The organism is Methanofollis formosanus (genome assembly GCF_019633745.1).
GTDB lineage: Archaea > Halobacteriota > Methanomicrobia > Methanomicrobiales > Methanofollaceae > Methanofollis > Methanofollis formosanus.
Genome location: NZ_CP037968.1, coordinates 1,392,729 through 1,416,449, shown reverse-complemented (window position 1 = coordinate 1,416,449; position 23,721 = coordinate 1,392,729). Strand labels below are relative to the sequence as shown.

General features: G+C 60.7%; 24 protein-coding genes. 3 read left to right on the top strand and 21 right to left on the bottom strand.

Annotated elements, in window-relative coordinates:
• Positions 1 to 21: 21 nt before the first annotated feature.
• From E2N92_RS06315 to E2N92_RS06305, 3 genes are read left to right on the top strand one after another with little or no spacing between them, the layout of a single operon-like run.
• Positions 22 to 981: a FecCD family ABC transporter permease gene (locus E2N92_RS06315; RefSeq protein ID WP_246589340.1), complete on the top strand. Its 960-nt coding sequence runs from the start codon at positions 22 to 24 to the stop codon at positions 979 to 981.
• Positions 978 to 2,258: a heme ABC transporter ATP-binding protein gene (locus E2N92_RS06310; RefSeq protein WP_220682834.1), complete on the top strand. Its 1,281-nt coding sequence runs from the start codon at positions 978 to 980 to the stop codon at positions 2,256 to 2,258. Before E2N92_RS06315 ends, E2N92_RS06310 begins: the two co-directional genes overlap by 4 nt.
• Positions 2,255 to 2,995 (top strand): sugar phosphate isomerase/epimerase family protein, encoded by a 741-nt coding sequence (locus tag E2N92_RS06305; RefSeq protein ID WP_220682833.1) that lies wholly within the window; start codon positions 2,255 to 2,257, stop codon positions 2,993 to 2,995. The genes E2N92_RS06310 and E2N92_RS06305 overlap by 4 nt, the downstream gene beginning before the upstream one ends.
• 1,410 nt (positions 2,996 to 4,405) lie before the next feature.
• Here the strand turns inward: E2N92_RS06305 and mtrH are convergent.
• The 21 genes from mtrH to hdrC all read right to left on the bottom strand — a co-directional run bounded on the left by mtrH (position 4,406) and on the right by hdrC (position 23,720).
• Positions 4,406 to 5,428, bottom strand: a complete 1,023-nt coding sequence (mtrH, locus tag E2N92_RS06300; protein WP_220682832.1) for a tetrahydromethanopterin S-methyltransferase subunit H — start codon at positions 5,426 to 5,428, stop codon at positions 4,406 to 4,408.
• A 16-nt stretch (positions 5,429 to 5,444) separates the two neighbouring features.
• A complete protein-coding gene (gene mtrA, locus E2N92_RS06295) occupies positions 5,445 to 6,176 on the bottom strand; it encodes a tetrahydromethanopterin S-methyltransferase subunit A (RefSeq protein ID WP_220682831.1) in 732 nt (243 codons plus the stop codon).
• Positions 6,177 to 6,188: 12 nt separating this feature from the next.
• Positions 6,189 to 6,395, bottom strand: coding sequence for a tetrahydromethanopterin S-methyltransferase subunit F (locus tag E2N92_RS06290; RefSeq protein ID WP_220682830.1), 207 nt, complete (start codon positions 6,393 to 6,395; stop codon positions 6,189 to 6,191).
• A 6-nt stretch (positions 6,396 to 6,401) separates the two neighbouring features.
• Complete coding sequence (gene mtrA / locus E2N92_RS06285) at positions 6,402 to 7,124, bottom strand: tetrahydromethanopterin S-methyltransferase subunit A (protein WP_220682829.1); 723 nt, start codon at positions 7,122 to 7,124, stop codon at positions 6,402 to 6,404.
• 11 nt (positions 7,125 to 7,135) lie between these two features.
• On the bottom strand, positions 7,136 to 7,420 hold the full coding sequence (gene mtrB, locus E2N92_RS06280; protein WP_220682828.1) for a tetrahydromethanopterin S-methyltransferase subunit MtrB: 285 nt from the start codon (positions 7,418 to 7,420) through the stop codon (positions 7,136 to 7,138).
• On the bottom strand, positions 7,420 to 8,286 hold the full coding sequence (gene mtrC, locus E2N92_RS06275) for a tetrahydromethanopterin S-methyltransferase subunit MtrC (protein WP_220682827.1): 867 nt from the start codon (positions 8,284 to 8,286) through the stop codon (positions 7,420 to 7,422). The genes mtrB and mtrC overlap by 1 nt, the downstream gene beginning before the upstream one ends.
• A 4-nt stretch (positions 8,287 to 8,290) precedes the next feature.
• On the bottom strand, positions 8,291 to 9,130 hold the full coding sequence (gene mtrD / locus E2N92_RS06270) for a tetrahydromethanopterin S-methyltransferase subunit D (protein WP_220682826.1): 840 nt from the start codon (positions 9,128 to 9,130) through the stop codon (positions 8,291 to 8,293).
• Positions 9,127 to 10,032 carry a tetrahydromethanopterin S-methyltransferase subunit E gene (mtrE, locus tag E2N92_RS06265; RefSeq protein WP_220682825.1) on the bottom strand — a complete coding sequence of 302 codons (906 nt, stop codon included), beginning with the start codon at positions 10,030 to 10,032 and terminating at the stop codon, positions 9,127 to 9,129. The genes mtrD and mtrE overlap by 4 nt, the downstream gene beginning before the upstream one ends.
• Before the next feature lie 235 nt (positions 10,033 to 10,267).
• Positions 10,268 to 11,974 (bottom strand): coenzyme-B sulfoethylthiotransferase subunit alpha, encoded by a 1,707-nt coding sequence (gene mcrA, locus E2N92_RS06260; protein ID WP_220682824.1) that lies wholly within the window; start codon positions 11,972 to 11,974, stop codon positions 10,268 to 10,270.
• Positions 11,975 to 11,979: 5 nt separating this feature from the next.
• Entirely contained in the window at positions 11,980 to 12,744 is a 765-nt protein-coding gene (gene mcrG / locus E2N92_RS06255; RefSeq protein ID WP_220682823.1) for a coenzyme-B sulfoethylthiotransferase subunit gamma, read from the bottom strand.
• A gap of 8 nt (positions 12,745 to 12,752) precedes the next feature.
• Positions 12,753 to 13,385, bottom strand: a complete 633-nt coding sequence (gene mcrC / locus E2N92_RS06250) for a methyl-coenzyme M reductase I operon protein C (protein WP_220682822.1) — start codon at positions 13,383 to 13,385, stop codon at positions 12,753 to 12,755.
• Between the two features lie 5 nt (positions 13,386 to 13,390).
• Positions 13,391 to 13,861 (bottom strand): methyl-coenzyme M reductase operon protein D, encoded by a 471-nt coding sequence (mcrD, locus tag E2N92_RS06245; RefSeq protein WP_220682821.1) that lies wholly within the window; start codon positions 13,859 to 13,861, stop codon positions 13,391 to 13,393.
• 12 nt (positions 13,862 to 13,873) lie between these two features.
• Entirely contained in the window at positions 13,874 to 15,181 is a 1,308-nt protein-coding gene (gene mcrB / locus E2N92_RS06240) for a coenzyme-B sulfoethylthiotransferase subunit beta (RefSeq protein ID WP_220682820.1), read from the bottom strand.
• Positions 15,182 to 15,535: 354 nt separating this feature from the next.
• Entirely contained in the window at positions 15,536 to 16,336 is an 801-nt protein-coding gene (locus tag E2N92_RS06235; RefSeq protein ID WP_220682819.1) for a formylmethanofuran dehydrogenase subunit C, read from the bottom strand.
• A gap of 10 nt (positions 16,337 to 16,346) precedes the next feature.
• A complete protein-coding gene (locus E2N92_RS06230) occupies positions 16,347 to 18,056 on the bottom strand; it encodes a formylmethanofuran dehydrogenase subunit A (RefSeq protein WP_220682818.1) in 1,710 nt (569 codons plus the stop codon).
• 1 nt (position 18,057) lies between these two features.
• On the bottom strand, positions 18,058 to 19,374 hold the full coding sequence (locus E2N92_RS06225) for a formylmethanofuran dehydrogenase subunit B (protein ID WP_220682817.1): 1,317 nt from the start codon (positions 19,372 to 19,374) through the stop codon (positions 18,058 to 18,060).
• On the bottom strand, positions 19,374 to 19,775 hold the full coding sequence (locus E2N92_RS06220; RefSeq protein WP_220682816.1) for a molybdopterin dinucleotide binding domain-containing protein: 402 nt from the start codon (positions 19,773 to 19,775) through the stop codon (positions 19,374 to 19,376). Before E2N92_RS06220 ends, E2N92_RS06225 begins: the two co-directional genes overlap by 1 nt.
• Positions 19,776 to 19,793: 18 nt before the next feature.
• Positions 19,794 to 20,219: a hydrogenase iron-sulfur subunit gene (locus E2N92_RS06215; protein ID WP_220682815.1), complete on the bottom strand. Its 426-nt coding sequence runs from the start codon at positions 20,217 to 20,219 to the stop codon at positions 19,794 to 19,796.
• Positions 20,219 to 22,234, bottom strand: a complete 2,016-nt coding sequence (locus E2N92_RS06210; protein ID WP_220682814.1) for a CoB--CoM heterodisulfide reductase iron-sulfur subunit A family protein — start codon at positions 22,232 to 22,234, stop codon at positions 20,219 to 20,221. Before E2N92_RS06210 ends, E2N92_RS06215 begins: the two co-directional genes overlap by 1 nt.
• Positions 22,235 to 22,247: 13 nt before the next feature.
• Entirely contained in the window at positions 22,248 to 23,138 is an 891-nt protein-coding gene (gene hdrB / locus E2N92_RS06205) for a CoB--CoM heterodisulfide reductase subunit B (RefSeq protein WP_220682813.1), read from the bottom strand.
• Complete coding sequence (gene hdrC / locus E2N92_RS06200; protein WP_220682812.1) at positions 23,139 to 23,720, bottom strand: CoB--CoM heterodisulfide reductase subunit C; 582 nt, start codon at positions 23,718 to 23,720, stop codon at positions 23,139 to 23,141. It abuts the gene before it with no gap.
• Position 23,721: the final 1 nt, after the last annotated feature.

Genomic DNA, 23,721 nt, shown 5'->3' with positions numbered 1-23,721 from the left:
TTGTTAAGGTAAAACAATTGGATGAAGACTATCATGCAAAAGAAGACCTGGATCGTGCTGGTCGCCCTCCTTCTCCTCCTGGGTGCAAGCGTCATCCTCACCACCGCAATCGGGACCAGCGGCCTCTCCCTCCTTGACCTCAGCCCTGCCGGGATCATGCAGATCCTCTTTGACGTCCGTCTCCCCAGGGTGCTCGCCGCGCTCCTCGTCGGCGCGGGACTGGCGGCCGCCGGGACTGCGATGCAGGGCCTCTTCAAGAACTCGATGGCAGACCCGTACATCATCGGCACGTCGTCCGGCGGCGCCCTCGGCGCGGCACTTTCGATTGTATTTCTTATGGGCTGGGGCCTGCCGATCTTCGCCTTTGTCGGCGCCACCGCCTCGACCGTCGTCGTCTACCTCATCTCACGGCGTGACGGAAAGGTGGCCGTCGAGACCCTTCTTCTTTCGGGGATCGCGGTCTCACTCTTTCTCTCCTCGCTCCTCTCCTTCGTGATGTACATCTCGGGCAAGAGCCTCCACCAGATCATGTTCTGGCTGATGGGCGGCCTCTGGAACGTCTGGTGGGACGACGTCCATGTGGCGCTCCTCATCCTCATCGGGTGTTTCGTACTCTTCTTCTTTGCCAGAGACCTCAACGTCATCTCACTCGGCGAGGAGGACGCCCTGCACCTTGGGGTGGACGTCGAACGCCTCAAACTCGCACTCCTTCTTCTCTCATCATTCATTACCGGGATCGCCGTCTCGGTCGCCGGGGCCATCGGGTTCATCGGGCTCATCACGCCGCATGTGATGCGTATCATCGTCGGTCCCGACCACAGGGTTCTCCTCCCCGCAGCCATGATGGCCGGTGCGGCGATCCTGATGTGGGCCGACACCCTTGCCCGCACCATGCCCAACGAGATCCCGGTCGGGATCGTCACGGCGTTCTTTGGCGCGCCGTTCTTCATCTACCTCTTACGGAGCAGGACACGGACATGACAGCAGAGATGATCAGGGCAGAGGATCTTGACGTCAGGTATGGCGACGTCCGGGTTCTGGACGCGGTCTCCCTCGCCGTGAACGAAGGGACGTTCATCGGGATCCTGGGGCCGAACGGGTGCGGGAAGACCACCCTCATCCGTGCTATATCAAGAGTCATCGACCCGGCGGCCGGCGCGGTCTACGTCGACGGCAGAGATGTCGGGGAGTACTCGCCCCGTGAACTGGCCACCAGACTCGGCGCCGTGCCTCAGGAGACCGCGGTCTCCTTCGGGTTCACCGTCGAAGAGATCGTGCAGATGGGTCGCCACCCGTACCTCGGCAGACTCTCCTCGATGAAAGAAGCGGACTATGCCGTCTGCCGGGAGGCGATGGACCTGACCAGCACCACGCACCTGGCCGACCGGCTCATCACCGAGATCAGCGGGGGCGAACGGCAGCGGGTGCTCATCGCCCGCGCCCTCGCCCAGCAGCCGAAAGCCATGCTCCTCGACGAACCGACCTCGCACCTCGACATCAACCACCAGATCGAGGTGCTCTCGATCATCCGCGGCCTCACCCCGGCGGTGACGGTGGTCGCGGTCTTCCACGACCTCAACCTTGCCGCCTACTTCTGCGACCGGGTGATCCTCATGGAGAAGGCGAAGATCGTCGCCGTCGGCACGCCGGAAGAGGTGCTCACCGACGCCAACATCAGGCAGGTCTTCGGCGTCCCGATGATGGTCAGGACGCACCCGCTCACCGGCAGGCCGTACCTGGTCCCGCGCTACGAACCGGCGGCGTCGCCGACGCTCTCCGGCGGTACGCCGGTGTGCGTCCATGTCGTCTGCGGTGGGGGGACCGGGGCCGAGACGATGTATGCGCTCTCTTCGCAGGGCTACCAGGTCACCGCCGGCGTCCTCTCGGCCAACGACTCGGACTGCACCACCGCCGAAGGGCTCGGGATCCCGGTCGTCAAAGAGTCTCCTTTTGCCCCGATTTCGGAGGGTTCGCTCGCCGAATACACCGCTCTCCTGAAGGAAACCGACGCCGTGGTCATCACCGAGATGCCGATCGGTGCGGGCAACATCGCAAACCTCAGGGCGCTGGAACAGTTTCCAGCCCTCAAGGTCTTTGTGCTCGCGCGGGACGGCGCACCACTCTCGAGCCGCGACTACACCGGCGGCGAGGCGACCGCGCTCTTCTCGTCCTTGTGCCGGAACGGCGCCGTCGCCGTCAGGGACATCCCCGCGCTCGTCGCGCACCTCGCCTCCCTGAGGAGCGGGACGGAGCGATGAGTCTTCCCGGGTGTTCCACGTACTGTCTCATGGACCGCCCCCTCGACGAGGCCCTCGCGCTCCTTGCCGCGGAAACCGATCTCGTGGAGATCCTCTCCGACTCCCTTCACTCGCTCTTCGTTCACCGGGAGGTCTGCGAGTCCTTCGACCTCGCCTACACCGTCCATGCCCCGACCACCGACATCAACCTCGCTACAGAGAACGAGACGATGCGACATGCCTCGGTCGAAGCGATCGCCGGTCTTGCCCGGATCTGCGACGAGGTCGGGGCCCGCCGCCTCGTCATCCACCCGGGCTTCTGCATGGAACCCTCCCTCTGGCAGGCCTCCGAAGAGGCCCTTTCCCGTTCCCTCCACGACCTCGCCACCCTCCAGGACGAGGTCTCGGTTGTCCTGGCGGTCGAGAACATGGGCTCATGGACCTGCTGCCACTTCAGGGACCCCGCGCTCCTCCCGGTCCTCGACGACCTGGGCCTCGGGTTCACCCTCGACGTCGGGCACGCCGCGCTCACCGGAACCCTGGACACCTTCCTTGCAGAGGCGCGGCCCGTCCATCTTCATCTCCATGACAACGACGGACAGAGCGACCTCCATGCCGCCTGCGGCAGCGGGTCCATCGACTTTTCGGCCGTCATGGCGGCGGTCCCCCGATCGGCGACGGCCGTCGTCGAGGTGCTCGACCCCGGAGCCGTGCGGCCGAGTCTGGCGTATCTGGAGGGGGAGAAGAAGAGGGCGTGATTAGGGGGCGGCAGACCGATCAGGTGTGCCGCCCCCTATCCCACGATCGTTCCTGCCGTCTCGCGAGGGGATGGGGCGGGGCGGCGATGGAACAAGGTCTCAACCAATCCTTTTGTCTTGAAAAGAGAGATCAAGCGACGAAAAATTTTCATAGCGTATGCTTGAGGGTCCCTCTCGTCTCATACCTGATTTTACAAAGAGCATATCCCAAAAGTATCCAGAGTTCGATCCATCATCTGGATCAAGGGCTTTGTAGAAATGCTCTGGATGGCTATTTCTTCGGGGGGCTGGCCGCCCCCCAAACCCCCCGCGCGAAGATAGGTGGCGGATTGCAACCCCCTCTTCATGGTCATCTCTCCGCCTTCCGACCCAATCTTCATCCCCGGGGTCCGGGGGCAGCGCCCCCGGCACAAGCATGAGGGAAGGCGATGGATTTGGTTCGCAGGGGGTTGAAGTGATGAAAAGAGGATGGTTTCTAAAGAGCAGGATCAAGACTCTTTTCGGCCGTTCATCTGCCTTCCCTGCTTCAATTGCTATCCAGAGGCAACGCCCCCGGCGAGAGTGACGAAGGAAGGCGGACCGATCAGAGGTGCCGCCCACAGAAAGCATAAAGAATGGTTCCTTGCTCTCTCCTGCCGGGGGGAGACCCTCGAACCCCCCGTGTCAGGATGGGACAGGGGACGGCAGTGCGCTCTTCATGGTCATTGATGGTGCCTTCCCGGCTCTATCTTCATCCCGGGGGTCCGGGGGCCGAGCCCCTGGCGAGAAGATGGAGGAAGGCGGTTGAATCGCGCTCGCACCCAGAAAAGGTGAGGGTTTACCATGAAAATGATCCAGACGATCCTCTCTTCAGGTTTGCATGAGCGTTTGAACTCGTCATATCCGTTTGAAGCCGATACGCAGAGGATAGAAAATCCCTCTGATGGATATGCCGGCCTCAATCGTCGAGATTTCCCTGCTGTATCGCGCCGGGGGGTTGCACCCCCCGGGCCCCCCACGACGAAGATATCCGGGGGGCGGCACGATGCTTGACTCCGATTCGCTCCTCGAACGCAGGGATAAGGGTCAAGAACCGATCCAGATCTGATCTGATATTTTCATTGCGTATGCTTGAGGCGGGGCGCTCGCCTCATGCCTGATTCTACAGGGCCCGTGCTTCAGCAACTTCTTCTCCTCACCTATCAAGGCCAGAGACGTTTTGGGATGACCTCAAAACCAAATTTTCTCGACTCCTTTCGGTCGTCAGCGAAAGCCTACGACTTTCTTGAACTCGCTCACGCTCGTTCCCCTCACGGACGAAGATAACTGCAGGGACGACGAGGCGCTGTGGTCCTCGTCCGCTGTTTTGTCATACGGTAAGTGACGAAATCTTCGCCGTAGCCTGAAACCAGAAAAAAAGAGAGATTGAATTTAGACGAGAAGCGTGATCGGGTGCTTCTCGGCCTGGACTTCGCCGCCGAGTTCCTTGAGGGCCTCGGCAAGGACGATGTCGGAGAAGGCGGCCGCGGTGGCGATACCCTCACAGTTCTCGATAGGCCCGAACATGATCAGGTCCGCACCGAGGGTCATGGCCATGATGTTGCAGCCGATATCAGGGGACGACCATGCGGTCTGCCTGATGCCCTCGATCCCGCCGAAGTGGTGGTGGGACATCTGCTCGAGGAGGACATCCTTACCCTCGTACTGCCCGGCAAGGACGCTCTTTCTCCAGCGCTTCAGCCAGGTCCAGGAGACGGTCATGTTGTGGTAGGCACCACCGGTCGGGAGACCGTGGATCGCCTTGCAAGCAAGGATCTCACGGAACGAACCGCCGGAACCCATGCCGAGCGGAGTGGCCGCCGTGTCGAGGATCGGACGAGTGATACCGCACTCCTCGGCGATGGAGAGCATGGACTGTGCCTGACCGGCGACACCGCCCTCGGCCAGCACCTTCTCACGCCCTGCGACCGACGGGTCGCCGGGGTTGAAGGCGAGGACGATTGCGGAGTTGACATCGGACTTCTTCAGCGCCTCGATGCTCTCGGGCAGGATCGAACCGTTGATCGAGTTGTAGATGGCACGGTCTGCGATCCCGACCTCGGTGACGTACTCGCACGCGTGGATCAGGGCCTCCGGAGCGGAGGAGTCCATCAGGAACGGAGTCTTGTCGTCGATGGAGCAGAACCAGTCGAAGTAGCTCTCGAACGCCTCGCCGTACTCGGCGATGATCTGGATGAAATACGGGTTGCCCGTCTGGTCGTAGAGCTCCTGACAGCGGTTCCAGAGCGCCTCGGCCTTTGCCTTGTCGATCTTTCCCGTGTGGTCGTCAAGCACCGTTTCGTGTTTGTTGTAGAAGATGGACGCGCCGAGCACCCTCGGGTACTCGCCCGGCTGACCGCCGATCTTGATGCCGTTGAAGTCGAAAACGGCCTGTTCCTTCTCGAATTTGAACATTCTGATCTTGCCTCCTTTACATCAACTTGGGGAGCAGGAAAATCAGCATCATGAAGACGATCAGTCCTGCCACTAATCCGTAGAGAATGCCGATGTCCCTGCCGACCTTGCGACCGACACGCTGGGCGACCTCGGCGTTTACGAACTCAATCTTTGTTTCGATCTCGTCGAGTCTCTGCTCGATCTCAAGGAACTGTGGGCTTGCGCCGGCGACTGCTCCGCCTTCTGCGCCGCCTTCGGCTTCCTTGACCTCGACGATCAGGGGGGCCGCGCCGAACGCACCTGGGTCCTTTCCGGCGAGTTCTGAGATCTTTGCCTTGATCTCGCCGAGGTCTTCGGACTCCATGATGTCGACGATCTCGGTCTGCTCCTGGAAACGCTTGACCGCTGCGTCATCGAGGTTCTCGATGAACGGGATAGCGCCCTTTGAGCCTACGACCTTGCCGCCCTCAAGACCGCCCTCGTGGAGCGCCCTGAGCGTCTGGCCCGAGAGGTGGCCCTTGACTTCGGTACCACAGAGGAGGACAAACCTGATGTTCGGGTTTGCAATGACGTTTGCAATAACCTTCTCCAGGCCGAGGTTCTCTGTCTTGCACGACCCGCAGAGTGCGGCGCCTGCATCACAGATACCCTGCTCGTCGAGGTGAGAGCCCATGGTGACGACGGCGACACACGAATTTGCGTCGCCAGAGTGGAAGTCACCCTTGATCAGGGGCCAGCCACTCGCCGGTGATGTCTTGTCTGCCATGTTTTATCCACCTCACATCAGCACCAGTACCGGCACCACGATGAGGAGCAGCGAGATGATCAGCCCTGCTGCAAAGCCGGGGATCCCGGAGTCCATGATGCCTGAGTCGATTTTGTTTGTTCTGGCGAGAATCTGCGACTTGTACTGGATGTCTGCCACGATGCTGTCGATGGCGTTCATCCTGATCGCGCCACCAGTTTTCTTGTCTTCTTCCGCCATCTCAAATCACCCCAGCAGGAGAAGCCCGAGGATAGAGAACGACACAATCAGGCCGATCATCAGTCCTTCGATCTTACCTGAGTAGACACCGGCGGCAAACCTGTCCCGGTATCCGATGTCGGTCACCATCTTCTCGATGGTCTTGAACCTGGCGTGGATGAGTGCGAGGTCGCCGTTGAGCTCTACCGCTTCGCCGACTTCCTCTCCTGCTCCACCTTCTTCCTCCTTGACCTCGACAACGATCGGGGCCGCGCCGAACGCACCTGGGTCCTTTCCGGCGAGTTCTGAGATCTTTGCCTTGATCTCGCCGAGGTCTTCGGACTCCATGATGTCGACGATCTCGGTCTGCTCCTGGAAACGCTTGACCGCTGCGTCATCGAGATTCTCGATGAACGGGATAGCGCCCTTTGAGCCTACGACCTTGCCGCCCTCAAGACCGCCCTCGTGGAGCGCCCTGAGTGTCTGGCCCGAGAGGTGGCCCTTGACTTCAGTACCACAGAGGAGGACAAACCTGATGTTCGGGTTTGCAATGACGTTTGCAATAACCTTCTCCAGGCCGAGGTTCTCTGTCTTGCACGACCCGCAGAGTGCGGCGCCTGCATCACAGATGCCCTGCTCGTCGAGGTGAGAGCCCATGGTGACGACGGCGACACACGAATTTGCGTCGCCAGAGTGGAAGTCGCCCTTGATCAGGGGCCAGCCACTCGCCGGTGATGTCTTGTCTGCCATATTTCTTCACCTCACATCAGCGCAAGGGCGATGATCCCTGCGATGAGCAGTCCGACTGCGATACCATACCACAGGGCGGTGACACTGCCGGCGATAGCCAGTGACTTCTCCCTGCCGGGGAAGGACGCAACGAAGGAACCTTCGCCAGAGAGCATCCCGACGAGGTCGTCGGTGTACTTCTCGAGTGCCTCGACCTTATCGATCACCGGCTGGTAGGAGACGCCTGCTGTGGTGACAACGCCGACCATCGGGTCGACGACCAGCCCGAATTCGGGCAGTACCTGCACGTATCCCATCAGTCCTCACCCTTTGGTTCGAGAATCGGCTTTGCATCGAGCCACGCGAAGGCGTCGCGCTTGGAGAGCTCGATGAAGCGGACATAGGTGTAGTAGAACCCGACGAGTGCGACGATCAGCGAGAGGATCGCGGCCCCGAAGGCAACGAACGCAAACGAGATCGCAGCGACGACAATCATCGAGAGGAACCCGCACTCAGCAGCGAGCATCATGGTCCTGTCCTGCTGTTCGCCGGGGCCGAGGCACGCGTTGAACGGGTGCTGCAGCGCGAGACTGCCGAGCATGAACGAGACCGCAAGCAGACAGCCGCCAAGAAGCGAACCGGCATAGGACGTCGCGGTGAGAGGTCCGAGGATGGCGATCTCCTTTGCGGCAATGGCGTCGAAGCTGAAGCCGCCTGCCATGACGGCAGTGAAACCCATGAGGACGATAGCGCCGATGATGGCCATCTCGGTAAGCGAGCGGACCATGACCGGGATGTTCATCCGCATGATACTGTTTGCGATCCAGCCTGCGACCGCACCGACGATGGCGCCAAAGACTACGGCGGCGATCGGGGCGGAGTAGGGCATCACAGTCTCGACCTTGGTCGCGAGCAGCATGGCGATGACACCGGTACCGAAGGCGATCATACCCGCCGACGGGACACCGGTACCGATACCGTAGCTGCAGAGGTGCTTGATCGTGTCAGTCCCCCAGAGGAGGGCGAACACTGCGGCGAGCCCGCCGAAGAACGCGGCATATTCGGCGCTGATGAACTGGTTGATATAGGTCAGGTACAGACAGACCAGAGAACCGACCAGACCGACTGCCATGATCGTGTTGTGCGGAATGCCGCCTTCGGATGCAGTAACTTGTACGGTCATCTTTTCACACCACCACAATCAGAATTGCAAAGAGCCCGCAAACGGCCGAAGCGGTCGCACACCCGATGATGGCACGCGGGAAGCGCTTGAACTTCGGGTCGTGGGGGCCCTCGATGGTACCCGTGATGTTGTACGCGGCAAGCACGGCGTTCACCAGGAACATACCGATGGCGAAGATCCCGGCGAGCGAGACGGCGATCGGCAGCACTTCAGCGGCGTCGGCACTGAACACAGTGGGCAGCGCCGCGGCGTAGACCTGGAGAAGTTCGTAGTAGATGAGCGTACCGCCGGCACCGCCGAGGAGACCGCCGATGACACCGCCCACATAGGAGATGAACGGCAGACCGTGACCCTCGGTACCCTGGGACTTGTATGCCTCCTGGGTGTCGCCGGTGATCGGGTCCTTGGCGACCTTACCGGACGCGGCCGGGATACCCATGCCGAAGATGTAGATGACGTTGACCATCAGACAGGTGATCGCCATCATCAGACCGCCGCCGACAGCGCCGGCAGCGATGACGACCGCAAAATCGAACGCGGGGTTCGCTGCGGCCCATGCCCCGCCGAAGAGACCGGCGAGACCGGCACCGGCGGCGAGCATCGCCACACCGGTCGCAATACCCGGAGATTGCCCCATAGCAGCCGGGGCACCACCGACCGGCACGAAGTGGACGCCAAAGCCGATGAGAAGCCCGCCGACGATGACGCCGACGAGTGCCGCGATGGCGACCGGAGCCGCGATGTAGGTAATTGCGAGAGTGACGAGAATAAGAACGATACCAATGACTGATGCGACGGGGTTGATTCCTTCGCCTCCACCTGAGCCTGCTGCAATTGCGCTCACGCGGACACCTCCTCAGTGGCTTCTGCCTGGTACGGACCGTAGTTCTTCCGTGCCCAGACTTCGATATACCGGTCGATGATCATGAAGATCAGGATGATCACGACACCGGCGATGATAGCGCCCCACCCTGAGGCGACTTCCTCAAAGAGCACGGTCCTCCAGATCTCAAGGAACACGATCAGGCCGAAACAGACACCTGATGCCGGACCGGCGAGCTTCGCGGTGAACCAGCCGTTGTCGAGCGAGCTGCGCTGACCGGCTTCCGCGTACCTGACGATGTTGCCGGACGCGGAGATCGGCACACCAGCGCCGAACTTCTGGGACTGGTACTGACGTTCCTTACCATAGAACGGGTTGCCGGTCGCAGAACCGGCGGCACCAAGAGCGATACCCCAGACGATGCCCAGAAGGGCCAGCGGGAAGGGGTGACCGAGTGCCGCGATGAGGAGGTAACACATCGCCACTGCCGGGAACACAGCGACAAAGGCATGCGCCATCGTCACGGTGGTGACCGACCTGAGGACATCGATGTATACCGGTTGTTCAAACTTCGCAAGACTGGCCGTCCTTCCGAGGTAGGCCGTCGTTGCATACACACCCTGCACAAAGATCGCGAGTGCAGAAGCGATGACAAGGGCAAGCACCGGGTTCATTCCCGTTGCCATGAATGCCCACGCTACACCTGCGCTGATGGTGACCCACAGACCATATGCGGGGGGCTCACCGGACACAGCCTTGTTGTAAATCCGGTGGATATAGCCCATCTGTGGAGCCAACTGGACCTGAGAGTTCGGGTCACCCTGCGACCCGATGTTGGACTCAGTATCCTCAGCAGCGCCTGCGATAGTAGCAAGGGCACCTGCCAATGCTGTTACTCCAATGCCAAATAATACGCTTTCCATTCGTCTCCCTCCCAGCGCACACAGGATCGATGCACGAGAGTTTCTGTTCGCGTTACCACACAGATGGAGTACAAACTCTTTGTGGTTCATTTAACAGTCGTTTATTATTCAATTAAAGGTTTCGGAAAGCATTTGGAATACTCTCCTGAGATGCTTTAAAATACTAATTTGGGCATAATTCTTGGATTTTTTCATGCCCATTTGAAGTAGATCAAAAAAAATTGTGTTATGGGATTTACCTGGCCGGGATGATGAGCGAGCGCTCGCCTGCAGGCTCGAACTCGCGGATGGCGCCCTTCGCAAACTCGCGCCTCGGTTCGGCGAAGTCGAACTTGAGGGACGGGTCGGCGAAGGCGATCTTGATCAGCGGGTTCATGGACCACGCGTCGCCGCGGCTGTAGTGAGCACTGCCGACGATAGCGGCGTACTCGCCCTGGTGACCGACGTTCATCGCGTAGTTCGGGTAGTTCGGGCCACGGAACTCGCCGATACAGCCCTCGTCGGGCCTGACCGAGAGCGAGTTGGCTGAACCGCACTGGTCCTGCAGGTCGTAGCCGAAGAAGCCGAGACGGCTCCAGCCTTCCTTGTGCAGGAGCATGGAGAGGTACCATCCGTTGAGACCGGCGTTGGAGTTGCCGGTGGCGATGGCGGAGGAGAGACCGGACGCTGCGGCGATAACACCGGCACGCTGGGAACCGCCGAAGTGGTCCTCCATCAGGGTCGGGAACTGCTCGTACTGCTCCATCGCGTTGAGGGTGACCTCGGTGGCGATATCGTTGACGATCTCCTGGGTGGCCGTGACCTTGTCGGCCGCGTTCGGGTGCTGCCAGTCCACCTTGTACTTGTCCTTGATGTAGTCCATACCGTAGTAGGTGTACTCATCGAGGATGTTGTCGGTGTACGCCGCGGTGGCGTACTGGGTGAACCCGACACCGCCGGACATGTAGGAACCGAGCCAGATCTGGTCGAAGAGCATCGTACCTGCACCGACGACCTCAAGGGACGCCTTGGCCGGGTCGTTGGGGTACTTCCGGTCGGTCTGGATCATGTCGGAGAAGTGACCGAACTTGATGCCGCCCGGCTCGTTCGGACCACGGGCACGGCGTGCCGGCAGGATGTCGGCCATCTGGATGACGCCGGCGTGCTTTGCGGCGAAGGACAGGTCGGCGACCGCCGCCTCACCGGCGCACATGCGGTACGCGGCGATGAAGGACATACCGATCTGCATCGCAGACCACCTGGAGGTGGTACCGCCGTCGCACGTCCTGGAGACGATGGTCGGGATGTGAATTGCCTGCCACATCGACTTGCCGACCGCGGCCTTGAGGGCCTCCGCCGACTTGCCGGGGAAGAGCTTCTCGACGTTGATGAGGAACTGGGGCTCGATGTCGTCGGCGAGTTCGTCGTCGCCGGTGAAGACCTTCACATAACAGTCATCGACAAGGCCCGGGTGGGTCTCGACCATGTGCTCCTGAACCACGGCTGCGCCCGGCATGGCGTGGTTGAGGATGTGGAGGTACTCGTTGATCGTCTCGGGGGTGACCTCCTTGCCCAGCCTCTTCTGGAGGGTGGCGTGCGCGAGGTCCATGCCGACGATGACGGTCCTGCGGATGTCGTCCCACATCTGCTGCATGGCAGAGTTGTTGACGAAGTGCAGGTCATCGCCCTCGACATAGACGCCGGTGCCGGAGACCTCGTAGGTCATCAGCTGGCGCTGACCCATCGGCAGGCCGCCGAGGTGGCAGCGCTCGGGGTCGTACATCGAGATACCGCGCTGCATCTCGACGGCCTGGCTCGCCTTCATGAACTCGAGTTTCCTCGGGGACTGGCGGATGCCGCCGAACTTGTAGAACTCGGTCTTCTCGGACTGGACGTCCTGGTCCTGGAACTTCTCCTTGAGCGATTTCAGGAACAGTTTCTGTGCCCTCTCAATCTTTGCCATGTCAATCACTCCTCCTTCGGCATGAAGCCGTACTTGGTCCTCAGCGAGTGGATACGCTGTACGTACTCGACATATTCCTGGTCATCGCGGAACCCGGTCCCGGCGAGTGAGTGGAACATGGTGGTGTGCGCCTTGAGCCAGGCCTCGTCCATCGGCTTGCCGACCTCGACCGCGCGGTCCAGGGGCTCGCCGATCTGGTCCTTAACGTAGCGGACGATGCCGTCTTCGCCGAGGACACAGCGCTGGAGCATGTCGAACATCATGCCGTCCTCTGCGAGACGGAGGGAGTGACCGTGCACGGTCGCACCGCGGATACCGATCCTGGCCGGGTCAAAGACCTCGGTGTTGATGAGCACCTTGGAGTAGCCCTCCAGGTCACGCTCGCGGCACTCGACGATCTGACGGCCGGAGAGCGTACCGGGGTCGATACCGCGGAAGCGGTAGCACTCCATGTACGTCCTCTGGTACGGCTGTGACGGGGCGTTGAACATCGAGTCTGCAAACTGGATGTAGCGGACGCGGTCACCGGCCTTTGCGCCTTCGGTCGGCTCGACGATCTTCCTGATCGGGCAGTCGGGCTCCTGCTGCTCGGCCAGGGGCGGGTGGGCGGTCGGGTATGCTGCACCAGGGGCACGGTGCCCGAGGATCAGGACAATGTCCTCGTCAGTAACATCACGCAGCTTCTCAAGCTGGTAGTCCGGGTTCATCTGCTTGCGCCGGTTCTCGGCGACGACAGTGGTGCCCGGTCCGAACTGTGGTTTGTATGCCATAGACAATTTCACCTTGGGTTGTGTTCTTTCATCAATCTGGTAACGGCTGTGATGACCTCAGCCATTTTCTCCCTGGTAGGGGTCTGGCCACGGGTGACGCCGGAGACGATCGCCTCGACGCTTCCCCTGGTCTTGACCCTGTCGGGTGGGGGCATGACGAGGGCGGTCTTAACGCCCTCTTTTGCGAGATCCTCGTAGTCGATCGGGCACTGGGCGACGACGACGGCCTTGACGTCGACATGCTCCAGAATGAACCTGACCTTCTGCACCACATGAGATCTGACGTTCCCGTGATGGAGGATCGCGACCTTATGCTCTTCTATCTGCTCGATCTCCTGGGGGGTGAGCCCGAAGTAGGCGCCAAGGACCGACCCCGCAATGCCGGGGGCGTCGGGAGGAACACCGCTGCCCGCGTTCAGCACGAGCGTGCTCACCGAGAACTCCACCCCTTCCCTCCTCAGGGCGGATGTGATATCGCAGACCGGCTTTGTCACGTGCCTGCGTCCCGGCGACATCCCGACGACGATCACGTCGGGGCTGCGGCATTCTGATATGGTCCCTCGCTGGGCAAGGCCTCCGCCTTTACCCATGCCCATACTCTCTCTGCAGTCCACTACCTGGGTTACCCTTCCGATCGGCATAGAAATCACTTGGTTCCTTGAATGATAAGCGGCCCGCTGCGACTCTTCGGATCGGTCATCCCGAGAATGAGTTCGTCGGCGTCGGGCCCGTACTTTGCGTAGTCTGAAACGGTCGCTTGTCTCTTGATGAACGTCCCCTCCGAGAAACCGTACGGGAAGTTCACAAAGACTTCGTCACATGCCTGCCTGATGGGGTCGATATACGACCGATCTTCGAGTTCGAGGAGGATCGTTCCCACATGCACCTGGAGTTCCATGTCCTGGTCTCCGACCCTGATCACCTTTCGCATAGGGTGAGGATTCGGTTTGCCCCGGGCCGGGCCGTAGGGAATGGTGGCGGGGAGGCGTGGTCCGTTCAGGACCAGCCTTCGGATCCCACCGATCTCCAGGATCCTGGTGAGGAGACTCTCTACCGTCTCCGGGTTGAGGAAACGCGCAGGCACAATCCTACACTGGGGATATGTGGCTTCTGTCATCAGCGGCTACCTTTATACTTCCTTTGCGATGTTCTGGATCGGTTTCGCGAACTCGTCGATCTGGCCGTAGGTCTCGCCGTAGATCTTGGAGGTGCCTTCCGGTGCGAACATCTGGGTGCCTGCATCGACTGAACAGGCAGCGACCACACACGGAATGGCGAAGCCTGCCGAGTGCCTGGTCACGACGTGGTTGCCGTTGAAGATACCCGGACCACCGCCACCATAGATGGAGTGGCTGAAGAAGGAGAAGCCGACGGCAGTACCCATCACACGACCGTAGTCACAGCCGGGCAGACCGGTCTCGTGCTCAAGCAGGTCGTTGAAGTACAGGAGCGTCGAGGAGACGGCTTGGGCGAACCGCCCGGCACCACAGTTGACCATCGTCCCGGCCAGGGTACCGGCTGCTGCGTAGGCGTTCCAGAGCATCGGGTCCTTGGTGTCGTAGTACTGGAAGTACCCGCCCTTCTTGCCCGGTGCGATGACCTTGTCTTCGATCGCACGCTCGACCAGGGACTGGACGACCGTACCGATCGTGCCGCTCTGACCGTTGGTCTTGACCAGGTCGTAGACCAGGTTGTTGGCGTTGAGGCCCTGGTAGGCATAGCCGAGGAGCTGGGCGCGCTCGAAGGGTCCGATGGCGTTGCCCATCTCGAACTGGCCCGCGTGCTCGAAGGTCGACGAGAGAGCGGAGCCCTGCATGGCGTTGCGGCCGGTGATCATCACGACGTGGTTGGCCGGGATGTTCCTCAGGGCGAAACCGAGACCTTCGTTGTTCTGCGGAATGGACAGGATGGAAGCGACGTTTGCGCCCTTCATGTCCATGGTCTGCGGGTAGGTCCCCCAGACTGCCGCCTTGACCATCGGGGCGTCGAAGGGCCCGATGTCGTACTGGTCGAGGATCGCGTAGGTGGTCGCCGCCGCGACGGCGGTGATCGCCGCGTCGTAGGTGGCGGCGGCCTCGATACGGGCCTTCGGCACCTCGACGAGGAGGAGCTTGCCTCCGAAGTCCTTGATCTGGGTGTCGTCGCCCTCCTCGACCTGGACCATCTCCTGGATCTTTGCCTTGATGGCATCGACGTCCTTGACAATGTCAAGGTCAAGCGTCCGCCCGGCAATCGAGTCGGCCTTGGATCCGACGGCGCCGGTCTTGATGCCCTTCTCGATCCCGGCCACGTTGACCGCGATCGTCCGCTTGGTCATGTCGATGATCTTCTTGATCGCCGGGTTGACAACCGGGCTGATCTTCTCCAGTGCGACCCCACTCTTCAGAAGTTTTCCTTCGTCGTCGTAGAGGTCGATCGTGTCTGAGTATTTCGCCATATAATTCCTCCGGATTTGATGTATTTTTCCAATACAATACAGGAACTGTGCACTGAATCGCTAAAGGAATCGCTGATAATTGCTGCTGTTGCTACTGCACGTCCCTCAAGGGACAATTGCATAATCACCATCTCGCCATATAAGCATTGCTATCTCGGGGGGCGTCTACCGATTTATATATGCGATGATATATGGGGGTCAAGAAAAAAGATTCAAATAGAGGAGCCTGTGGCTCGGAGTGCGTTGTATATATGTGTGAGATATTTTGCAGTGCGTATTACGGGGTGATATTATACTTGGGAAAATATAACATCCTGACTCGCGCTCTCTTTCCGAAAAAAAGAAGATTGAAATTTAGTATTTCTGGTAGATTTTACCGTAGATGACCTGGCCTTTCCGCTTGCCATGGCGCTCGCCCATGTCGCCCTCGAAGAGGGCAAACCTGGCCGACTCACCGTCGACTTCAAGGTCCACGTCCTCCCGGTAGACATAGCCGGGCATCATGACGTCGATGGTGCCGAAGACGTAGATCTCGCCCTTCACCATCTGGCCGCCGATCTTGGACTTGCCGTTGCCCTTCACGATGATGGTCCCGCCCTCGGCGTGGGTGCCGACATGGACGTCGACGTCGCCCTCGACGATGATGGTCCCGCCGTTCATGAAGGTCCCGAGGTCGGAACCGGCATTGCCGTGGACGCGGATGGTCCCGGCCTGCATGCCTCTCCAGTCACCGCGGTAGGCGGCGCCGAGGTAGTTGCCGGCATTGCCGTCGACCTCGAGTTCGCCCCCTTTCATCCCGGTCCCTGAGAAAGCGTCGACATTCCCCTTCACACGGATCCTGCCGCCTTCCATCCAGGCACCGACGTACATGTCGGCCGAGCCCTCGACGACGATCTCGCCGCCGGTCATCCTCATGCCGATGTACTTGACCTTGGTCACATCGCCCTTGATGACGATCTTCGTCTCATCGGCCGTGGCCGCGGCCTTGCCGGCGACCTCGAAGTACTGGCCGAGAGTCTGGGTCTGGTTCCCTTCAAAGACGGACAGCCCCGCGATCTCCGCCGCGGACTTCCCTGCGAATGCATCGGGAGTGATGTTTTCCGCGTCGATAAAGAGCTCGGGCTGTGCCTTTGGTGTCAGTGTTACCGTCTCCATCGTCATCTCCTCACTGGGTTGCGTCGACCTCGATCCTGTACGGGTTCTTCATGAAGACCTTCTCGTTCACCTCGTAGTTCGCCTGCGTGACCGTGTAGTACCGCAGGAACTTCTCGGCGACGTCCCGCTGGACCTGCGGGTTCTCGGCGACCTTGGCGTCGACCCACAGGGTCTTCTTGTTGCCGTTGCTGACGACTTCGCCCTCTTTGACGACGATCTCGCCGCCCTTGAAGAGGTACGCCGCGTTGCCGAAGGCCTTCTCGATAAGCTCGGGGTCCTCCGCCGTCTCGGGGTTGTAGTCGTAGACCGCGACATCGGCCTCGAGGCCGGGCTTGAGGCTACCGTACATGTGGCTGAGACCGAGTGCCTTGGCCGTACCCGCCCTGGTCATCGCCGCGATCTCGTACAGGGTGAGTTCGCGGTCGAGGCCGGAGAGGAGCGTGGCGGACCTGACTTTCTCGGCCCACTTGAGCGCGTCCATCTGGGCCTCACGGGCGTCCTGGCTCATCAGCCACTTCATGACCCGCGGGTACCTGAAGAACGGACCGGCGTTCGGGTGGTCGGTGGTGATGAAGACCCGCATCGGGTCCTTGGCGAGCAGTGCGAGTTCAAGACCGATAGCCCACTGGATACCGCAGACCTTGACATTGGGCGAGTAGATGTACGGGACGACGCCGGCGGCGGTCTCGAGTTCCACATCGGTGTTCGCCCACTTGAGGTGGTTGAGTTCGGTGAGGTGATGCTCGAACGGCCCGTCGGCGGTCATCGTCGTGGTCTCGTCCAGGGTCACGCAGCCGAGATCCATGGTCATGTTGTCATTGTTGTTGACATAGTTCATGATCTCGTCGGCCTTCGACTCCACGTTGCCCCAGTTGTCGCCACCGTACGAGTGGAACTGGACGTGGGTGTGGTGCATGACCTGTTCGCGCCCGAAGTCGTTGTTCGGCTTCTCGCCCTGGAAGAGCTTGAAGGTGTCGAGGGTGGTCTCGTAGTTGCCCGGGTTGCCCAGGTTGTTGGTGTGGATGTGGATGGAGTGCGGGAGCCTCAGGGCCTCGTTCGCGTCCATCAGGCCCTTCATGATCTGGGCCGGGGTGATGTCGAAGTACGGGACCGGGTCGTGGATCGAGTTGCAGTTGAGACCCCAGCCCCAGGCTTCGGTGCCGCCCGGGTTGACGATCTTGATCGCGTACCCTCTGGTGGTCCGCAGCAGCCAGGAGATATAGGCCGCCGCGTTCTCGACCTCGTGGTTCTTGAGGTACTCAAGGACGAACCAGTTGTTCCCGAAAACCGGGTAGGCCCCCTGATCGAGGATCGGGGTGTCCCGCATCTCTTCGTGGGTATGGCGGGCGTACAGGGGCGGCATTGCCGCTTCCATCACGGTCGTGTACCCCATCTGGGCGTACTTGTACCCGGTCCTGAAGACCGTCGGGACCGAGAAGCCGCCTGCCATCCTCTTTACGCCCTTTCTGGGCTCGTAGTTGAAGAGCTTGTCTTCGGGCCGGTAGTTCCTGCCGACGTTGACCTTCGGCCCGGCGACGTGGGCGTGAATGTCCACACCGCCGGCCATCACGGTCTTGCCGGCTGCGTCGACGACCGTCGGGTTCTTGATCTCGGTGGACTGGACGATCTTGCCGTCTTTGATGGCAATATCGACCTTGTCCCCGTTGATCTCAAGCACCGGGTCGAAGACGAAACCGTTCTTGATCAGATATTCTGCCATTTCACGCAACTCCCTTGATCTCCTTTACTCGTTCGAGCACGCGTTCGAGGAACTCCTCGTCGCTGAGCATGCCCTCGGGAGGCTCGACGACCTTTCTGGTCTCGATCGGGACGTTGTCCATCCGGTAGGCACAGCCGCCCTCCTCGACACCGACGAACGCGACCGGCATGTGGAGTTTGCAGACGGCGGTGGTCGGGGTGTAGTGCGGCTCGACACAGACCGACGGGAGCTGTGCGATCTTCTTCACCGAGGAGATCGGGAAGTGTGCACCCGGGTCGGAACCCAGGACAAAGACCGCGTCCACCTCGCCCCTGCGGAGCAGGTCGTTCGAGGTCGAGTCGCCCGGGTTGTAGCGGGCAAAGCCGCGGGAGAGGTCCACGCAGAACGGGTAACCGAACTGCCACCCGAGCACCTGGCCGGAGCCGGTGACGTTGTAGTGGCCGCGCATCGGCATGATGGCCGCTTTGGTGTAGTCGTTGAGGTCGCGGGTGAGCGCGATGGCGATGTCGATGTTGTGGTTCTTCGAGAGCGACTGGGTGACACCCATGCCGAAGAAGATGACCACGAAACGGCCGGACTTGAGGGTCTCGGCGACGTCCTGGATCGTCTCTCTCGGGATCCCGGCGACGGTCTCGGGCAGCGGATTGCCGCGGATGGCGACACGCAGAGCGCTGAGCAGTTCGTAGTCGCGACCCTGCTCGATCTGCATGTGGAGATCGGCCATCTTCGCCGTGTCGGTGCTCCGCGGGTCGACGACGACCATCTTACGGGCCTTGTGACCCTTGCCGGTGAAGAACCCACGCGGGAAGATCGAGTACCTGCTCATGTGCCGCGGGTGGGCGTGGGCAGGGTTGCAGCCCCAGAAGACGATCCGGTCTGCACGGTTCTTGACCTCACCGAGGGTGCAGCTCGGCACACCGACGTCCTGCACGGCGATAAGGGTGGTGCCGTGGCAGACCGTCGCGGTGTTGTCGACGACCCCGCCGACGAGTTCGGCGATCTCGTGGCCTTTCGACTGCGCCTCGCAGTTGGTCGAAGACCAGCCGTACATCAGCGGCTTTTTCGCGTTGCAGAGCATCTGGGCGGTGTACTCGACGGCATCGTCGACCGAGACTTCGTTCCAGTTGCCCTCCTCGTCCTGCTTCATCGGGACGGTCAGGCGGTCTTTCGCCTGGGAGTGAAGGAACTTCTCCGTGCCGATGACGCAGGCATTGTAGACCTCGAGGATCTCTTTGCCGTCGTCGGAGACCTTGACTTCCAGGTCGTCACAGAGCGTTCCGCAGAACGGACAGACTACGTCAGAGATAATCTTCGCCATTAGATCTCACCCCTGCAGGCCTTGCGGACAAGTTCGAGCGAGTCGTACACCGGTTCGTCGGCGGCGACCTCGACCTTGACCGGGACCCCTTTAAAGGTTGGCATTCCGGTCGAGTAGGTGTTCGGGCTGATGACCATGTTTGCCCACGGTCCCATCGGGATGAAGGCGACACCAGGGTGGGGACCCTGGGTGGTCTGGATTGCTTTGACGACGACGCTGCCGTATTCGCTGGTGACACGGACGTTGGTGTTCCTCCAGGCACCCAGGCGCTTGAAGTCGGCATCATCCATCTCGATGATGCCGCAGGCCTTGGTGTAGGCGGGCTTTTCCTTGCCCGCCTCCATGGACACACCCTGGTGGATTGTCCGCCCGGATATGAGGTTTAATTCGATTTCTGGCACCGTAACAACCTCCAGAATTTACTGCTTCAGCTGGTTGATCGGGCTGGGTCCAAGTTCCTTGACGGTCTTGACGACGTCTTCCATGACCATTGCCCACTTCGCACCCTCTGATGCGGAGACGAAGGTCATCCTGAGACGCTTGTCGTCGATACCAAGGTCCTTGAGGACACTCTTGAGGAGGAACATCCTCTTGGCGCACTTGAAGTTGCCTGCGATGTAGTGGCAATCACCGAAGTGGCACCCGGAAACGAGGACGCCGTCGGCACCGTCGGCAAAGGCCTTCATGATGAAGAGCGGGTCGACACGGCCGGTGCACATCACACGGATGGCACGGATGTCAGGCGGATACTGAGTACGGGCACTGCCCGCGAGGTCGGCACCGGCGTAGGAACACCAGTTGCAGATGATTGCGATGATTTTGGGCTGCCATTCTCCTTCTGCCATTACTCTTCACCTCCAAGGAGGAATGCATCAATCTGAGCCACGATCTGCGGGGTGGTGAAGTGCTGCATGTAGATTGCACCTCCAGGACAGAACCCACCGCAGGTACCGCAGCCCTTACACTTTGCTTCGGTCACGTGCATGACCTGCCTGCCATCCTTCTCGACGAGCGAGAGGGCGGAGTACGGGCACTGGCTGATGCACATGCCACAGCCGGCACACTTCTCTTCAAGACACTGGGCGAAGTACGGTTCGAGTTCGACCTTGCCCGTGTGGATCGGGATGGATGCTGCGGATGCCGCACCCTCGGCCTGGGCGACGGTGTCGGGGATATCCTTGGGCCCCTGACAGACGCCGGCGAGGAAGACACCGGCGGTCGTGGTGCCGCACGGGTTGAGTTTCGGGTGAGCCTCAAGCATCCAGCCGTCCTGTGAACAGGAGACACCGAACATCTTCCTGACCGGGTCGATGTTCTCGGTGGGCTGGATCGCAGCTGCAAGGACGACCATGTCGACTTCGAGGTCGACCGGACGGCCGAGAAGCGTGTCTTCGGCATAGACGTGGAGGTTCTTGGTTTCCGCGTCCTCAAGAACGTTGGCCACACGGCCGCGGATGAACTTCGCACCCTCGTTCTGGATACGGTAGTAGAACTCCTCGTACATCTTGCCAAACGACCTGATGTCCATGTAGAAGATGTACGGCTGGCAGCCTGGAATCTTCTCCATGAGCTGGTGGGCGTGCTTGAGCGAGTACATGCAGCAGAACCGGCTGCAGTACGGCTTGCCGACACCGGTGTTGTCACGGGACCCGGCACAGAGCACGAAGGCGACCTTCATCGGGGTCTCGCCGTCGGACGGACGGATCAGGTGACCACCGGTCGGGCCGGAGGCACAGATGAGACGCTCGAACTCGAGCGAGGTGATGACGTTGTCGAACTGTTTGTAGCCCCACTCGCGCTTCTTCTCGATCTCGAACATGTCGTACCCGGTCGAGAGAATGACGGTGCCGACCTTGACGGTCTCGAAGGTGTCGGTCATCTCGAGGTCGATGGCCTTCTTCTCGCCACACGCCTCGACACAGAGCCCGCACTTTACACAGGCGTCGAAGTCGATGGTGTAGACGAGAGGCACGACCTGCGGGTGGTAGATGTAGATCGCCTTTCTCGGGGCCATGCCGAACTCGAAGGGGTTCGGCTTGATGACCGGACAGGCCGCCGCACAGTCGCCGCAGCCGTTGCAGCCGCCGCCGACGATGCCCTTGGCCGCGGCCTCGTCCTGGCTCATGACACCGCGGGCCTTCTTCCTGAGGGTGATGTCGAAGTTGCCGATGTAGCCGTCGACTTCCTCGACCTCGGTGTAGGTGTGGAGTTCGATGTTCGGGTGACGCCCGACGTCCACCATCTTCGGGGTGAGGATACACTGGGAACAGTCGAGGGTCGGGAAGGTCTTGTCGAGCTGGGACATGCGTCCGCCGACGGTCGGGTTCTTCTCGACGAGGTAGGTCTTGATCCCGGCGTTTGCCAGGTCGAGTGCAGCCTGGATCCCGCCGACACCGGCGCCGACGACCATGGCGGCGTGCTCGACCGGGACGCTCTTGGGGTAGAGGTCCTCGAGGAGGGACGCCTTGGCGGCGGCGATCCTGATGGCGTCCTTTGCCTTTGCAGTGGCGCCTTCGGGGTCGTGCATGTGGACCCAGGAGTTCTGGTCACGGATGTTGGCCATCTCGAACCTGAACGGGTTGAGACCGCCCTCTTTCGTGGCCGTCCTGAAGGTCGGCTCGTGCAGACGCGGAGTACAGGCGGCGACGACGATGCCGGTCAGGTCATGGTCCTTGATGGCGTCGATGATCTTTGCCTGACCCGGGGTCGAGCACATGTACTGGTAGTCATCGGCGACGATGACGTTGGGGAGGGTCGCGGCATATTCCTTGACTGCCTCCACGTCGATGGTACCAGCGATATTGGTACCGCAGTGGCACACAAACACACCAATTCTAGGTTGTTTCTTCTCTTCTGCCATTGATATTCCTCCCTTACAGGATCTTGTCCAGGAACGGCTTGCAGTCGATGGCGTGGAGGTCAAGTGCAAGTTCCTGGGGGCTCATTCCCTGGGCAAGGCCCAGCAGTTCGTTGTAGTGGAGTACGGGGATGCCCCACTCGATGCCGAACTTCTCCTGGATCTCGATCTGGCCGCGGTCGAACTGGAGCTGACAGAACGGGCAGACCTCGGTGAGTGCGTCGGCACCTGCCTCGTTGATATTGATCAGCTTCTCGTTCGTGATGTCCAGCGAGTGGGCGAGGTCGAAACCACGAACACCGCCGCCGGCGCCGCAGCACTGCATCTTGTTGCGGTACTGAACCGCCTCAGCACCGACTGCTTCGACGAGTTCCTCGATCCACATCGGGTTCTCGGAGTCGTCGAACCGGCGCTCCTTGAGTGGCTTGAGGAGGTGGCAGCCGTAGTGGACCGCGATCTTGGTGTTGTCGAGGGGCCTGACCACGGACTCGCGGATCTTCTCGACACCGCAGATCTTGGGGTCGTAGTAGAGTTCGGCGAGGTGGTAGACGTCGATGGAGCCCTTGAACTCCATGTCGATCTCGGCGAGGACTTCGTTGGCCTCGTCGCGGAGCTCGTCGTCTTCCTTGAGCCGCTCGTTGACCTCGTAGATCGACTTGTAGCAGCCGTTGCAGATGAGGGCGATGTCGCGGTTCATCTCTTCGGCGAGACAGATGTTGCGGGCGGCCATGGCGTACCAGACGCGGAGGTCGACGGCGCCGAACGCACCCGGTGCCGGGCAGCAGCTCGCGCCCTTCAGCGGGAGAAGTTCGATGCCGACGTTCCGGCTCGTCCTGATGGCGGCTGCTTCACAGCCGGGGTAACGGTTCGGTGCAATGCAACCGAGGAAAAACGCATACTCATGCATTTACTGCTCACCCTCTGAGAGGATTCTGTCTGCATTCTCTTTCATCTGATAGTGGTCCAGGATCTTCTGGATGCCCGGGATGAACTCGGGGTACTTGTGGGTCGTCTCAGGTTCGGCTTCAAGACCCAGTTTGACACGGGCGGCACGGTTCACGTCGTTGTTGGGGACGCCGTGGCCGGTGTTGTAGATGAGCTGGATCGTCTTGAGGAAGTTCCTGGGGACGATGTCCTCCTTGAACGCGAGGTTGCGCATCGCCATGATGACGTCGGTCGGGGCAATTTCGCGGGGGCACCGGTCGCTGCAGCTGTAGCAGGTGGTGCAGAGCCAGAGGTCCGGGTCGGTCAGGGCTTCTTTCTCAAGCCCGAGGACGGCACGGCGCATGAACTTCCGGATCCGGTAGCTCGACCGGGGGGCCGAGGGGCAGGAGCCGGTGCAGGTACCGCACTGGAAGCACATGTGTGCAGGGGTACGGCCGAGACGCTCGATTTCCTTGATAAATTCGGGGTTGCTTTCCGTCGTAGCGTGGAAGTACCTGTCCTGGAACTTCTCTTCCATTGCAGGGTCATTATATCCTTTTGCCATG